This is a genomic window from Mesorhizobium sp. NZP2077, assembly GCF_013170805.1.
In the GTDB taxonomy this organism is placed as follows: Bacteria; Pseudomonadota; Alphaproteobacteria; order Rhizobiales; family Rhizobiaceae; genus Mesorhizobium.
The window spans coordinates 819,003-832,876 of sequence record NZ_CP051293.1 but is presented as its reverse complement, the minus strand read 5'-3'; the positions used below and the strand labels follow the sequence as shown (position 1 = coordinate 832,876).

Annotated in this window: 12 protein-coding genes; 6 read left to right on the top strand and 6 right to left on the bottom strand. The window is 64.0% G+C overall.

Going from position 1 to position 13,874, the window contains the following annotated elements; genetic code table 11:
- Window positions 1-171 precede the first annotated feature (171 nt).
- A complete protein-coding gene (locus HGP13_RS03930) occupies window positions 172-2,760 on the top strand; it encodes an AAA family ATPase (RefSeq protein ID WP_172221772.1) in 2,589 nt (862 codons plus the stop codon).
- 99 nt (window positions 2,761-2,859) lie between these two features.
- Here HGP13_RS03930 and HGP13_RS03925 read toward each other — a convergent pair whose 3' ends face one another.
- A complete protein-coding gene (locus HGP13_RS03925; protein WP_172221769.1) occupies window positions 2,860-3,864 on the bottom strand; it encodes a cytochrome d ubiquinol oxidase subunit II in 1,005 nt (334 codons plus the stop codon).
- 4 nt (window positions 3,865-3,868) lie between these two features.
- Window positions 3,869-5,230 carry a cytochrome ubiquinol oxidase subunit I gene (locus HGP13_RS03920; RefSeq protein WP_172221766.1) on the bottom strand — a complete coding sequence of 454 codons (1,362 nt, stop codon included), beginning with the start codon at window positions 5,228-5,230 and terminating at the stop codon, window positions 3,869-3,871.
- A 240-nt stretch (window positions 5,231-5,470) separates the two neighbouring features.
- Here HGP13_RS03920 and HGP13_RS03915 point away from each other — a divergent pair, with 240 nt between their 5' ends.
- Window positions 5,471-6,397 carry an ABC transporter ATP-binding protein gene (locus HGP13_RS03915; protein ID WP_172221763.1) on the top strand — a complete coding sequence of 309 codons (927 nt, stop codon included), beginning with the start codon at window positions 5,471-5,473 and terminating at the stop codon, window positions 6,395-6,397.
- On the top strand, window positions 6,394-7,155 hold the full coding sequence (locus HGP13_RS03910; protein ID WP_172221760.1) for an ABC transporter permease: 762 nt from the start codon (window positions 6,394-6,396) through the stop codon (window positions 7,153-7,155). The genes HGP13_RS03915 and HGP13_RS03910 overlap by 4 nt, the downstream gene beginning before the upstream one ends.
- Before the next feature lie 31 nt (window positions 7,156-7,186).
- On the opposite strand, the gene HGP13_RS03905 is transcribed toward HGP13_RS03910, so the two are convergent.
- Window positions 7,187-8,224 (bottom strand): phosphatidylglycerol lysyltransferase domain-containing protein, encoded by a 1,038-nt coding sequence (locus HGP13_RS03905; protein ID WP_172221757.1) that lies wholly within the window; start codon window positions 8,222-8,224, stop codon window positions 7,187-7,189.
- A gap of 440 nt (window positions 8,225-8,664) precedes the next feature.
- On the opposite strand from HGP13_RS03905, the gene HGP13_RS03900 reads away from it, so the two are divergent.
- Window positions 8,665-9,855, top strand: a complete 1,191-nt coding sequence (locus HGP13_RS03900; RefSeq protein WP_172221754.1) for an NAD(P)/FAD-dependent oxidoreductase — start codon at window positions 8,665-8,667, stop codon at window positions 9,853-9,855.
- 46 nt (window positions 9,856-9,901) lie between these two features.
- Here the strand turns inward: HGP13_RS03900 and HGP13_RS03895 are convergent, their stop codons facing one another.
- On the bottom strand, window positions 9,902-10,126 hold the full coding sequence (locus tag HGP13_RS03895; protein ID WP_172221751.1) for a hypothetical protein: 225 nt from the start codon (window positions 10,124-10,126) through the stop codon (window positions 9,902-9,904).
- Between the two features lie 391 nt (window positions 10,127-10,517).
- Here HGP13_RS03895 and HGP13_RS03890 point away from each other — a divergent pair, with 391 nt between their 5' ends.
- Window positions 10,518-11,048, top strand: coding sequence for a hypothetical protein (locus HGP13_RS03890; RefSeq protein ID WP_172221748.1), 531 nt, complete (start codon window positions 10,518-10,520; stop codon window positions 11,046-11,048).
- Between the two features lie 240 nt (window positions 11,049-11,288).
- On the opposite strand, the gene HGP13_RS03885 is transcribed toward HGP13_RS03890, so the two are convergent.
- On the bottom strand, window positions 11,289-11,951 hold the full coding sequence (locus HGP13_RS03885) for a response regulator transcription factor (RefSeq protein ID WP_172221745.1): 663 nt from the start codon (window positions 11,949-11,951) through the stop codon (window positions 11,289-11,291).
- Window positions 11,948-13,342: a sensor histidine kinase gene (locus HGP13_RS03880; RefSeq protein ID WP_172221742.1), complete on the bottom strand. Its 1,395-nt coding sequence runs from the start codon at window positions 13,340-13,342 to the stop codon at window positions 11,948-11,950. The genes HGP13_RS03885 and HGP13_RS03880 overlap by 4 nt, the downstream gene beginning before the upstream one ends.
- Before the next feature lie 168 nt (window positions 13,343-13,510).
- Here HGP13_RS03880 and HGP13_RS03875 point away from each other — a divergent pair, with 168 nt between their 5' ends.
- Window positions 13,511-13,849 carry a hypothetical protein gene (locus tag HGP13_RS03875; RefSeq protein WP_027054900.1) on the top strand — a complete coding sequence of 113 codons (339 nt, stop codon included), beginning with the start codon at window positions 13,511-13,513 and terminating at the stop codon, window positions 13,847-13,849.
- The last annotated feature ends 25 nt before the right edge of the window (window positions 13,850-13,874 follow it).

Genomic DNA, 13,874 nt, shown 5'->3' with positions numbered 1-13,874 from the left:
GCACATCGGCACCTTTCCCTATATTTTGTGTGGAAGATTCCCTATATTAGCGTCGTTATGTGGAGAATGGCACCGGAATGTGTGGAGGGTCACATTTTCGGGCAAGCGCCTTGGACAGTCGTGGCGGATGTCCGGCGCAGCGGTGAAACCGACCCCATTTGAGCGATGACGATGCTTCTGGAACGGCAGGCGCAGCTGGCGCAACTGGACGAACTTTTGGCGGAGGCCAGCCGCGGACGCGGCCGCGTCGCGGCATTGTCGGGCGAGGCCGGAGCCGGCAAGTCGGCGCTGGTCGAAGCCTTTACCAGCCGCGCCGGGCCGGATGCGCGCATCTTCCGCAGCGCATGCGAGGACCTGTCGATACCCGACCCGCTCGGGCCTCTCTACGATCTTGCGCGCGAGGCGCAATGGGCGATGCCGCAGGCGGTCGACGCCCGGCAAGGCCAACGGCTGCCGCTGTTTTCCGATGCGATGGAGGTGTTCGAGGCAAGGACGGGTGCGACGCTGTTGGTGATAGAGGACCTGCACTGGGCCGATGACGCGACGCTCGACTTCGTCCGCTTTCTCGGCCGCCGCATCGCCAACTCCCATATCCTGCTGCTTCTGACGGCGCGCACCGACCGCAGCGAGGGACAGGCGCGCGTGCGCCGGGCGCTGGGTGAAATCCCGTCGGGCAGCATTGCACGCATCGACGTGCCTCTGCTCAGCGAAGCAGCGGTGCTGTCGCTCGCCGCCGGCGCCGGCCGTGACGGCGATGCCATTTACCGGGCGACCGCCGGCAATGCCTTCTTCGTCACCGAATTGCTGAGCGCCGAAAATGAGACGGCGTTGCCGGCCAGCGTGCGCGATGCGGTATTGGCGCGCGCCGAACGCCTGTCTGAGGGCGCCCGCTCGATGCTCGACGCGGTGTCGGTGTTTCCAAGGCGCGCCGACGCCTGGGCCTTGCAGGGCCTGTGCGGCGTGGCCGCCGCCGGCCAGCTCGCCGAATGCGTCTCGAATGGGCTGCTCGACGATCTGGGCGACGGCTACGCCTTCCGCCACGAGATCGCCCGCCGCGCCATCGAGACGATGCTGACGACAAGCCACAGACGAGCGTTCAACCAGCGCGCCCTTACCGCGCTGCTCGAGAACGCGTCCGTTGCGACGGCGCGCCTGGTCCACCACGCCGTGGAGGCAAACAATCCGCAGGCGGTGCGTGAATTCGCGCCGATCGCAGCGCGGGAGGCCTCCCGTGTCGGCGCCCATCGCGACGCCGCCGGCTACTATGAGGTGGCCTTGCGCCAGGCCGATGCCTTGCCTGAAGAAGAGCGCGCCGGCCTCTACGAGCACTATGCCTTCGAGTGCCATTTGATCGCGCGCATAGACGAGGCCATCAAGGCGCAGGAACAGGCGCGTGCCTTGCGACAGGCGCTTGGCAATACGTTGAAGGAAGGCGACAGCCTCAGATGGCTTTCACGCTTCGCCTATCTCCTGGGCGATCGAGAGGCGGCCGACATGTTCGGCGCCCAGGCGGTCGCGTTGCTGGAGACCGTGCCAGTCAGTGCCGAGCTTGCGATGGCCTATTCGAACCTGTCTCAACTGGCGATGCTGGCCGAAAGGCTGGACGAGACCTTGTCGCTGGGCGCCAGGGCGATCGAGCTCGCCGAACGGTTGAACAGGCCGGAAGTCGTTTGCCATGCGCTCAACAATGTCGGCGCCGCCGAGCAGTGGCTGGATCTGGACTCGAGCCGGCTGCATCTTGGCCGCAGCCTCGAAATCGCGCTTGAAGAGAATTTCCAGGAACATGCGGCCCGCGCGTTCACCAATTGTGCTTGTGGTGAAATGAACCAGCTGGGCTACAGCCGGGCCCGATCCTTCCTTGATCGCGGCATCGACTATTGCGTCGAGAACGATCTGGCGACGTGGCGCGATTACATGCGTGGTGTGAGGGCCCAGTTGTTGCTGCGTCAAGGATGCTGGGATGAGGCGGCCGCCGAGGCACTGGATGTGATTGCCAACGACCGGGCGACCGCCCTGGTGCGCTATCCGGCCCTGGTGGCGCTGTCGCGGCTAAGGGTCCGTCGTGGCGACCCCTCGGCAGAGCCGCTTCTGGCCGAGATGAAGCAATTCCTGGAAAAGGGAGCCGAACTGCAGCGCCTGTCGCCTTATGCGGCGGTGATTGCCGAACAGGCCTGGCTCGGGGAGGCGGACAGGGACGAGGCGCTGCGGCTTATCGGCCTTGCCGAGAGCCTGTCGCCGACGCGGGGGGTCTTCGCCGAACTCGCCGGTTGGCGGCGGATGCTGGCGCCGGATGTCGATCCGGGCGACACCACAGGTATGGCCACGCCCAACCGGATGCTGCTGGCCGGAGACTGGCGGGGCGCCGCCATTGTCTGGGCGGAACTCGATGCCCCTTACGAACGTGCGCTGGCGCTCGCCCAGGGCGACGAGGCCGCACAGCGGGAGGCGTTGGAGATTCTCGAGGCGCTCGGCGCCCGTCCGGTCGCAAACCATGTGCGTGAACTCATGCGGCAGAACGGCGTCATTCGCATTGCCCGGGGGCCGCGCCGCACCACCCGTGCCAACAGCGCCGGCCTGACCCAGCGCCAGATGGAAGTGCTGCAGTTGATCGAGCGCGGCCTGTCCAATAAGCGTATCGCCGACCACCTCGCCATTTCGCCAAAGACGGTCGATCACCACGTCTCGGCGGTGCTGGGCAAGCTGGATGCGGTCTCACGCGGCGAGGCCACAGCCGCCGCGCGCGACTCAGGACTGATCTGAAACCAGCAATTCCAGGAAAAGTGGGACCCGGTTTTCCCGGGAAAAGCGCATTGCGCTTTCCCTTGGGAGTTGCGTCTAAACAAAGAGACAGCCGGCGCCTCAGTCGTAAGTCAGGTCCGTCGCTTTGCCGCCGAACACCCGGTAGGCATAGAAGGAATAGAAGATGATGACCGGCAGCACGACGACCGTGCCGGCCAGGATGATGGCCAGGCTTTCGGTCGCCGACGCTGCCTGCCAGATGGTCAGCTTGTCGGGCACCACGAACGGATAGAACGACCAGGCAAGACCGGCAAAGCCGAGTGCGAAGATGGCGGCCAGCGTCAGGAACGGCGTCAGCGCATGGCGGTCGTCGGGCTTCGGCAGATGGAAGGTCTGCCGCCACAGCCACAGGAACAAAAACGCCGACAGGATCGGCAGCGGCGAGAGATACAGCATTTCCGGCCAGACGAACCATTTGGCGAAAATGCGCGGGCTGGCGAAGGGCGTCGCCAGCGATACCGCCACCATGCCGAGCGCGGTCAGCACCAGTGCGGTGCGCAGCCAGCGCACCGCCTTCTTCTGCAACTCGCCTTCGGTTTTGTAGATCACCCAGGCGGCGCCCATCGCCGCGTAGGCCGCGGCCAGGCAGAACGCCACCAGCGCGCCGAACGCCATGCCGCCGAAGCCGACATCGAGGCCGAGCACATAGACGCCCAGCATATAGCCCTGCGCCAGCGAGGCGATGACCGAACCCAGGAAGAAAATGCGGTTCCAGCGGTGTTTCTTGCCGCTCGGCACCTTGGCGCGGAAGTCGAACGCGACGCCGCGCAGGATTAGCCCGACCAGCAGCACGAAGACCGGAATGTAGAGCGCGGTCAGGATGACGCCATGCGCCAGGGGAAAGGCGACCAGCAGCAGGCCGACGGCCAGCACCAGCCAGGTCTCGTTGGCATCCCAGAACGGACCGATCGCCGCGATCATCGTATCCTGCTCGGCATCGTCCGCCACGGCGAACAGGATGCCGATGCCGAGATCGAAGCCGTCGAGGATGACGTAGATCAGGATGGCGAGGCCCATCAGGCCGGCGAAGATCAGGGGAAGCGCGGTTGGCCAGTCGAAGGTCATTTTCTTACTCCCCCGCCGCCGGCTGCGACATGGCTGCCTTCATAACACCCGGCAGCGGCGAGGCGTCGCCATCCTTGGCCGCCTTCAGCGCCAGATGCACCAGCACGCCGAGATAGGCGATCAGCAACAGCACGTAGAGGATAAGGTAGATGGCGAGCGTCAGCGCGACATGGCTGACCGCCACCGGGCCGACGGCATCGGCGGTTTTTAGCACGCCAGTCACCAGCCAGGGCTGGCGGCCGATCTCGGTCGTGTACCAGCCAGCCAGCGTCGCCAGCCAGCCTGACAGCGCCATCGGCACCATCAGCATGGCGAGCGGCTTCGGCAGGCTATGCCGGCGCTTGAGGAAGAAGGCGGCGGACCAGGAGACGGCGAGCATCAAAAGGCCGGTGCCGACCATGATGCGGAAGCTCCAGAACAGCGGGAAGACCGGCGGATGGTTGCCGGGATAGTCGTTGAGCCCCGGCACCACGCCGCTGGTCGAGTGCCTGAGCACCAGGCTGGCGCCGTCGGGAATGGCGATCTCGAATTTGTTTTCCTTGGTCGCCTCATCGGGCAGCGCGAACAGCACCAGCGGCACGTTGGGGCCGGTGTTCCAGTTAGCCTCCATCGCAGCGATCTTCTGCGGCTGGTGCTCCAGCGTGTTCAGCCCGTGCTGGTCGCCGGCAAGGATCTGGATGGGGATCAGGACCGCGGCGGTGAAGACGCCGGTGCGCAGGGCCTTCCACATCGATTCCGAGCGGTCGCCGTTGAGATAACGTAGCGCCGACAGGCCTGATATCAGGAATGACACCGTGAGACCCGAGGCAAGCAGCATGTGGACCAGCCGGTAGGGCATGGACGGGTTGAAGACAACAGCCCACCAGTCGACGGCGTGCGCGACGCCATCGCGCATCTCGAAGCCGGCCGGCGTCTGCATCCAGGAATTCAGCGCGATGATCCAGAAGGCGGAGACGGTGGTGCCGCCGGCGACCAGCACCGTCGCCAGCGTGTGAACGCGGTTGGAGACGCGGCGGAAGCCGAACAGCATGATGCCGAGGAAGGCCGCTTCGAGGAAGAAGGCGGTCAGGATTTCGTAGGCCAGCAGCGGCCCGGCAATGTTGCCAACCTTTTCCATATAGCCCGGCCAGTTGGTGCCGAACTGGAAGCTCATGGTGACGCCCGAAACCACGCCCATGGCGAAGGACAGCGCGAACACCTTCACCCAGGTGAAATAGGCGCGCATCCAGGCGGAATCATTGGTCGCGTTGTAGCGCAGCTTGAAGAACAGCAGCACCCAGCCAAGGGCAATGGTGATCGTCGGAAACAGAATATGAAACGAGATATTCGCGCCGAACTGGATGCGCGACAGTATGAGCGGGTCCATGGCGGGCTCCGGCTGCTGCAAGTACTAGGCGGAGAGTAGGCCCGAAGCGGGTTCAGGTCAAAGCGGCGTCCCGCCGCGAGGCTGAACGCCACAGGACAATTTTACCGGCTGCACCAGGCACATCCCCAGTCCCTGCCGCACTGGCTGTCCAGAACTGTCAGCAGCACCATTGACTTCCGGTTGCACGCTCCGACATTCGGCCTATATCAGGGGACCTCTTTCAGGCAGCCGTTTTCAGCCATGCCCTCCGTTCTGTCCATTTCCGGGGTCTCCAAGACCTACGCCACCGGTTTCACCGCGCTCAAGGAAGTCAATCTCGACATCCAGCGCGGCGAGATCTTCGCGCTGCTTGGGCCCAACGGCGCCGGCAAGACGACGCTGATCTCGATCGTCTGCGGCATCGTCAACCGCTCGACCGGCACCGTCACCGTCGACGGCCACGACATCAGCAAGGACTATCGCGCCGCGCGCCGCCTGATCGGCCTGGTGCCGCAGGAACTGACCGTCGACGCCTTCGAGAGCGTCTGGGCGACGGTCAATTACAGCCGCGGCCTGTTCGGCAAGCCGGCCAACCCGGCCTTTGTCGAGAAAGTGCTGCGGGACCTGTCGCTGTGGGACAAGAAGGACGCCAAGGCGATCACGCTGTCGGGCGGCATGAAGCGCAGGCTGATGATTGCCAAGGCGCTTTCGCACGAGCCGCGCATCTTGTTCCTCGACGAGCCGACGGCGGGCGTCGATGTCGAGCTGCGCCAGGACATGTGGGAGATGGTGCGCCGGCTGCGCGAGGATGGCGTCACCATCATCCTCACCACCCACTATATCGAGGAGGCCGAGGCGATGGCCGACCGCGTCGGCGTCATCAACCGCGGCGAGATTATCCTGGTCGAGAACAAGGCCGAACTGATGCGCAAGCTCGGCCGCAAGCGGCTGGTGCTGGAATTGCGCAGTCCGCTGACCGCCATTCCGGAAGCCTTCTCGCGCTACGCGCTGGAACTGTCGGCGGATGGCGGGCAGCTGACCTACACCTATGACAACCAGGCCGAGCGGCCGGGCGTCGCCTCACTGATCCGTGACCTCGAGGCCGGCGGTATCCAGTTCCGCGACATCGACACGCAAAACAGCTCGCTCGAGGAGATCTTCGTCAATCTGGTGAGGAAAGACGCATGAACCTGCGCGCGGTCTGGGCTATCTATCGGATGGAAATGGCGCGTGCATTCCGCACCGTGCTGCAGAGCATCGTCTCGCCGGTCATTTCGACATCGCTCTATTTCGTCGTCTTCGGCTCGGCCATCGGCTCGCGCATCACCGAGATCGACGGTATCAGCTACGGTGCCTTCATCGTGCCGGGGCTGATCATGCTGTCGCTGCTGACGCAGTCGATTTCCAACGCCTCCTTCGCCATCTACTTCCCGAAATTCGTCGGCTCGATCTACGAATTGCTGTCGGCGCCGGTCTCCTACCTGGAGATCGTCATCGCCTATGTCGGCGGTGCCGCCACCAAATCGATCATCCTCGGCCTGATCATCCTGGCCACCGCCTCGCTGTTCGTGCCGCTCACCATCCTGCATCCGTTCTGGATGGTCGCCTTCCTGGTGCTGACGGCGATGACCTTCAGCCTGTTCGGCTTCATCATCGGCATCTGGGCGAAAAGCTTCGAGCAGCTGCAACTGGTGCCGCTGCTGATCATCACGCCGCTGACTTTTCTGGGCGGCAGCTTCTATTCGATCAACATGCTGCCCGGCATCTGGAAGACGATCACGTTGTTCAATCCAGTGGTGTACCTGATCAGCGGCTTCCGCTGGAGCTTTTACGGCAAGTCCGACGTATCGGTCGGCATCAGCCTTGGCATGACGCTGGTCTTCCTGGCCGTCTGCATCGCAATCGTCGCCTGGATCTTCAAGACCGGCTACCGGCTGCGGAACTGACAGGGCAAAGGCACGCTGACACGCCGACGATCTAGATCGCCTTGACCAGCCGGAGCAGCCCCAGCATCTCGATATAGGTCCCCTTGCGAAAGGCGATGTAGACCGGCTCTTCCATGCCATGAAAACGGCGCTTGAATGCCGCTTGGCCCTGCAGGTTGAACCGGCGGCGATTGACCCATGGCGAATCGTAGGCGCGCTGAAAAGCATTGCGCCAGAAGTCGCTTTCGGCAAATCCGCTGGGGGCGACGTCGACAAGCGGCGACAGGCCAAGCGTCACCACCTCCATGCCCTCTTCGCGAAACCGGTCGACGGCGAATTTGGTCAGGCCGATCTCGGCGTGCGGCGAGGCATCGATATGCTTGCGCTTGAAGGCGGTGGTGTAGCCGATGACCTTGCCATCGCGAAAAATCGGATCGAAATCGAGCAGGGCGATCAGCTCACCCTCGGGACCATGCAGGACGAAGCGGCGCATGTCGGTGCCGAGCTGGTCGTGGAACCGGCGGTTGAGGAAGCCCATCTCCCAGCGCTTGACGATGCGGTCGCTGCGCCAGTTTTCGGACAGCCGGGCGATTTCGTCGAGGAATACCGTCCGCTTGTCTTCCTCGAACGAAAAGCCTTTCTTCGAGAGCCAGCGCTCGGAATAGCGCACGGTCTCGTTGCGCTTGCCGGAAAAATCATGCTCGGGCAGGACGAGACGGGTGTCGATGCCCAGCCGGTTGACCTTGTAGCCGAGCCCGGCCAGCACACGTGCGGTCTCCTCGCCGATCTGCACGAACCACGGGTCACCGGCGGTCTCGACGAAGCGTCTGATGTAATAGGGTCGCCGGGCCGTTGCCGCCACTGGGTCGCCAAGCGCGAAATGATGTTTCATCTTGGTGCCGAAAGCGATGTAGCCGTCGGCGTCGCCAAAATAGGAAAGCTTGGCTTGCACGGCGGTGGAATAGGCGAGCGAGAAATCGCCATGGCGGCGGACAATCGCCAGCCGTTCGACATGCGTCAGCGCCTGGCGCTCGACCTTGGGCGAGGCGCCCTCGAGGATGTTATCGAAAGAAATCCGCAAGGAGGGCATGGTCGAGATTCCGCGTGCCGTCTGTGGCGCGACGTGCCTTTCGACACGCTGGACGCGCCACGGCGTCCTGATTTTTCGCGGGAAACCAAAATCGCTGCGATTTGGAATTCCTGCGTCGGTAACGAGATCCGCCAGCCCCCGGAGCTCGAATCAATCACATTGCCGCGACCTGATTATCGCCGATGCCGCGGATATGCCATATAGGGCTGCATGGTTTCGGACAGAAGCGGGCATCCCGCTCCATGTCGTTGTTTTGGCCGCATTTCTGCGATGGAAGTTGTTTCCGCTTGGCGGCGCAATGCTCTGGAGCGCAAGCGCGGCCCGGCGCAGGGCCCCGGCAACCGGTACCGATCCGCTGTATGGGTTTGCGCGCGATCAAACGGTTACAGCGTCCTGCGAACCTGTCGGATGCTGCAGCGATTGAATGGGTTTGAGAGTGAATGGCTGATACGACGACCAGATCGATGGTGGAGCAGTTGGTGGCGATCGAGCCGGCGATAGTCATTGGCGCCGGCGCCGCCGGACTGGCTGTCGCGCAGGCTTTGATCAAGGCCGGCGTGCCGACGGCGATCCTGGAAAAGGAGAGCCGGCTGGCCGAACCTTGGCATCGGCGGCACCAGCAACTGCATCTCAACACCCATCGCGATCTCTCGGCACTGCCCGGCCTTACCTATCCCGGGGATACGCCAGCCTTTCCACCCAGGAATGTCGTGATCCGCCATATGAACGATTTCCGCGAGGCGAATCGGCTGCCGGTGGAGTTCGGCGTCGCCGTCGAGACCATCGTGTTCAGGGGCGACCATTGGGCCGTGCGCACCAGTGCCGGCTCGCGCCTGGCGCGTCATGTCGTCGTCGCCACCGGCCGCGACAAGGAACCGTTCACACCGCAGTGGAAGGGCATGCAGGCTTTCGCCGGACGGATCATCCATTCGGCGGATTTTGGCGACGCCAAGTCCTATGCCGGCAAGAAGGTGCTGGTCGTCGGCGCCGGCAATTCGGGCTTCGACGCCCTCAATCATCTGGCTGGCGTGGATATGGCTGCTCTCTGGCTGTCGGCCCGCAATGGCCCCGCCCTGCTGCCCAAGCGGATCGGCAAGATCGCCGTGCACCGGCTCTCGCCGCTCATGGCGCGCCTGCCGCTGCGCGTCGCCGATGCGGCGATCGCCGCGACGCAGCGCCTAGTTTTCGGCGATCTGACCAAATTCGGCATGCCGCCCGCGCCGTCGGGCGGCGCCAGCCGCCTGACCTCCGACTACACCGCGATTGCCGCGGACGACGGCGCCGTCGACGCCATCAAATCGGGCAAGATCACCGTGGTGCCGGCGATACGCGAGTTCAGCCGCGAAGGCGTGATCCTGGCCAATGGCCGCCTGATCGATCCCGATATCGTCATTGCCGCAACCGGCTACCGCACCGGGCTGGAGCGCATGGTCGGCAGTCTCGGCGTGCTCGACAGCAAGGGGGTGCCACTCTTCAACGGCGGCGACGCCGATCCGAAACTGCCCGGCCTGTGGTTCACCGGCATGCGGCCGAGCATTCGCGGCTGCTTTGCCAATGCCGGCATATTGGGCAAGGCGATCGCCAGGCGGATCGCCGGTGCCGAACCTCACCAGCCGCGCGCCTCTCGCTGATCGGTTCAAGCCGGCGGCTTCGGTGGCACGGAAGCGGCTCTCGATCTCAGGCCGATTTCGGCTCCAGCCGGCGGAAACCGACGGCGTCCGTCAGCATTTCCTCGTCGACCATACCGGCATTGTGGAGCGCCAGCAGGGTCAGGGCGATTTCGCGCGCTTCCGGCGAATCTGGGTGGGCTTCGCGCCTGAGGCAAGCTTCGTCAAAGACGCGCTGCAGCCTGGCGATGTCGCCGGGCTTCAGCAGGCCACGATCATAGACGGACTTCGACAAGGCGGTCTCCTGAAGGAGGAGTTAGGGCGCCACCTGTAAATTGGCAATCTTTCCCGGAGCTTGAATGGGCTTCATGCCGAGAAGGAGGGGCATTCGGGAACCGAAACCCCTCCCAAGGCTGCAAACCGGCGCCCGAGATCAGACCGCGATCTTGCCGCCGCCCTGCCTGGTGATGGCGACGATCGAGGGCGTGACATCATACAAGCTCCAATACCCGGGGCGAGGCAACTTGCTCAGGCGCACCTCAGACTTTGGTCCAATCTTGCGCGGGCAAAGGTCCTGGAGGACAACCGCAACGGTCGGAGGTCGCTTCCGGTCACTACATCTTTCGGCGATGTTGCTGGTTGCAACGTTGGGGTGGGCGCGCCGGCTCAAGCGACGGAGATCAGGGATGCACGGATCGATCACGGCCCGTTGTCGCCGGCTGACGCTCGTTTCGGCGGCTGCTCTGGCGTTGACCATCATCCCCTATCGAATTTCCCTGCACGGCTCCGCCCCCGGGATCGACACTGCCACCGCACAGGCCGCCAAGGGCGGCAATGGCGGCGGCAACAGTGGCGGCAACGGCAATAGCGGTAACGGCGGCGGGAATAGCGGTAACGGCGGAAACAGTGGCAACGGTGGTAACAGCGGCGGCGGCAATAGTGGCAACGGCAATGGAAACGGCGGCAGTTCCGGAACAGATGGCGATGGTAGCGGCTCGGGATCCAGCAATGGCCAGAGCGACCAGGGCGCCAGCCACGTCAATGCCACGACCGGTGACAAGGTCGACGTGAGCGGCAACAAGATCACCGTCACGCACCCCGACGGCTTGACCGAGAAGATCGAGAACGGCCGTTTCAGGATGCTGGATGCGCTGGGTCGCACGATCATCGACCGCCGGGCCACGCCCGCCGATGTCCGCCGTCTGAAGGCCATGTGAGGCTGGTCAACAGGCAACGGCCAGCTTCGCACGTCACCTCCGCAGCCCCCGGCGGAGGTGACGTCTCATTGTCTGGCAATCGCGCGGGTCCGCGCTGGCCCTAAGAGAATGGCCCAGAGCAATTCCAGGAAGAGTGTGAAACGGTTTTCCCGGGCAAAGCGCGTAGCGCTTTCCCTTGCGGAATTGCGTCAAAACAAAGAGTTAGAGCAATTCGCCGTTTCCGTGAAACGGTGAATTGCTCTAAGAGCGGTTCCTGTCCTGGTCGCGAAACTCGCGCATCATGAGAGCCGCTTCAGTGCGGTTTCGCACATTGAGCTTCGACAGCACCCCGGTCATGTGATGCTTGACCGTCTTCTCCTGCAACTCTAGGCGCAGGGCGACCTCCTTGTTGCTGAGCCCCTCCGCCACCAGCCGCAGGATTTCCGTCTGTCGTTCGGTCAGTTGCCGCAGCCGGTCCGCTATGCCATTGGCAGGCTGCGGGGTCTGGAGATCCGAAAGCAGCCGCGCCGACAGGGTCGGCGTAAGATAGCTCTCGCCGGAAGCCACGTTGCGCAGGATGTCAGCGAGCGCGCGCGACCCGACACCTTTCAGGATATAGCCCTGCACCCCAGCGTTCAGGGCCCTGGTCACATCGGCATTGGCCTCCGAAACGGTCAACATGACGATCTTCTGGGCGGGATGGTCGGCAAGGATGGTTGCAACCGCGGCCAGGCCGCCGCCCGGCAGGGATATGTCGAGCAGCAATAGGTCGGGCCGCACCGTCGAGGCGATGCGTTCGGCATCCTGCGCCGTCGCACCTTCGCCGACGATCTCGAAGCCTCCGATCTCCGACAGGCTGCGCGTCACGCCTTCGCGAAAGAGCGGATGGTCGTCGACAATAGCGATGCGAATGGCGCCAATCATGCTTGCTCCTCGACCGACAGGCTGATCACCAGCCGTGTGCCTTGCGGTCCAGTCCGGGTTTCGAAATGGCCGCCAATGCTTTCAACCCTATCCCTGAGGCCAGCCAGCCCCAATCCTTCGACCCGTGCCGCTGGATCAAAACCTGGCCCGCCGTCCGATACTTCGACGAAGAGCCTGCCGCCTTTCATTTCGGCATGCACCGCCTGATCCTTGCCCCGCCCGTGGCGATAGGCATTGTTCAGCCCTTCCTGCACGAAACGATAGATGCTGATCTTCTCGGAGGCTCCGGGTTCGGGCAAATGCCTCGGCAGCGTGAGCGTCACCGACGTTCCCGTCCGGCGCTGGTGTTCGTCGACCGCCAGCCGCAATATGTCCATTGCGGCGGCCGTCTCTATCTGCGGCAGCACGAGGCCGGTGCAGATGCCGCGTATTTCGCGCATTGCATCCTCCAGCGTCTTGCGGATCATCGTGACCTCGGTCGAACGGCTTTCGCCCCATTGGCCGTCGCCGGAAAATATCGGGCTGTCCATGCGCAGCGCCGCCAGGGCCACCAGTTGCGCCGGTCCGTCATGAAGGTCGGCGCCGATCCGGCGCAGATATCTTTCGTTGAACGCGGTGGCGCGGCGGGACGCCCGCTGCACACGCTGTCGCAAGGCGCTGTTTTGCGTCACCAGGCCCTGCAGCTCCGACACCTGGCGGCGCAGCGCCCCGCGCTGGTCGTCGATGGTGCGGCTGGCGCGCAGCACGATGCCCGACAAGAGTAGAAAAGCCGTCAAGGTGGTGCCGGCCACGATCAGCCAGCTCGACAAGAGCGCGGAAGCCAGCGTGGCCTTGAAATCGCTGGCGACCTCGAAGAATTCGGTGACCGCCACCACTTCGCCGGACCAGGGTTCGCGCACCGGGTTGTAGATCTCCAGCAGCGGCACACCGCCGGCCCGCTCCTTCTCTTCGTCGTCGTCGAACCTATCGAATTGGGCGGTGACGTTGCCCTGGAAGGCGGACCGCAAATTGTCGGTCAGATCGAAGCGGCGGCCGATCAGCGCCGAGTCTTTCGCGTAGAGCACGGTACCGTCGCGGCGCCAAAGCCTGAACGAGACCAGGCGCTTGCCCAGCGCGCCCTGGCCAAGCGTCTCGTCGAGCGCCTGCTTGACGGACTCGCTGAGCTCCTCGCTCTTGCGCAGGTCAGGCAGCAGCGGCGCAATCACGCTGTCGACATAAAGCGCCGTCGTGGCCGCCGAATTGCGGGTGACGCCGTCCCGGATCTGCGTCGTCACCCAGGAGCCCACCACGAGCATCACAGCCAGAAGCCCAAAGCCGCCGGCAACGAGGAATTGCAGGGCAAGAGAAAGCTCGCTCCAACGCCGCGCCAAGTTCTGCAGAATACGACTCATTAGCCCCCCGCCGCCCTTCCATCGACAGCTGGACGACATCGGTACATTGAGCCTCAGTCTGGCCGTTGCCAAGGCCTTCGTTAGAACGAGGCCGCTTGACGTCTCGGCGAGCTTGCGAAACAAGGTCCGCGGCACACGCGGCGGCAGCCGCTTCGAGAGGAACGGACGTTGAGTTTTTCGGGACTGCTGCAGCTTGGCTTTTCAACGGTGATCTTCCTTCTGGCGGCGACCGCCGCAAAGCAATGGGGACTGGCGCCGAGCCTGGGCAAGATCCTTTTGACGCTCGCGCTCTATTCGCTGGGCAATCTGATCATGCTGCGGCTGATCCGCGAATTCGGCATGTCGGTGTCGTTCAGCCTCTCGGCGGTCATCCAGCTGGTCTCGGTCAACGTCGTGGCGCTGGTTTTCTTCGGCGAGCGCGTCAACGCGTTGCAGGCCAGCGGCATCGTACTGGCGATCGCCGCGGTGGCGCTGATCACGCTCGGGCCCTATCTGCAGGGGCGTTGATTGAGATGAAGGCTCCGTACACGCT

Coding starts and splice junctions, on each gene's coding strand:
- HGP13_RS03930 (WP_172221772.1), top strand. CDS start 172: ATGCTTCTGGAACGGCAGGCGCAGCTGGCGCAACTGGACGAACTTTTG.
- HGP13_RS03925 (WP_172221769.1), bottom strand. CDS start 3,864: ATGACCTTCGACTGGCCAACCGCGCTTCCCCTGATCTTCGCCGGCCTG.
- HGP13_RS03920 (WP_172221766.1), bottom strand. CDS start 5,230: ATGGACCCGCTCATACTGTCGCGCATCCAGTTCGGCGCGAATATCTCG.
- HGP13_RS03915 (WP_172221763.1), top strand. CDS start 5,471: ATGCCCTCCGTTCTGTCCATTTCCGGGGTCTCCAAGACCTACGCCACC.
- HGP13_RS03910 (WP_172221760.1), top strand. CDS start 6,394: ATGAACCTGCGCGCGGTCTGGGCTATCTATCGGATGGAAATGGCGCGT.
- HGP13_RS03905 (WP_172221757.1), bottom strand. CDS start 8,224: ATGCCCTCCTTGCGGATTTCTTTCGATAACATCCTCGAGGGCGCCTCG.
- HGP13_RS03900 (WP_172221754.1), top strand. CDS start 8,665: ATGGCTGATACGACGACCAGATCGATGGTGGAGCAGTTGGTGGCGATC.
- HGP13_RS03890 (WP_172221748.1), top strand. CDS start 10,518: ATGCACGGATCGATCACGGCCCGTTGTCGCCGGCTGACGCTCGTTTCG.
- HGP13_RS03885 (WP_172221745.1), bottom strand. CDS start 11,951: ATGATTGGCGCCATTCGCATCGCTATTGTCGACGACCATCCGCTCTTT.
- HGP13_RS03880 (WP_172221742.1), bottom strand. CDS start 13,342: ATGAGTCGTATTCTGCAGAACTTGGCGCGGCGTTGGAGCGAGCTTTCT.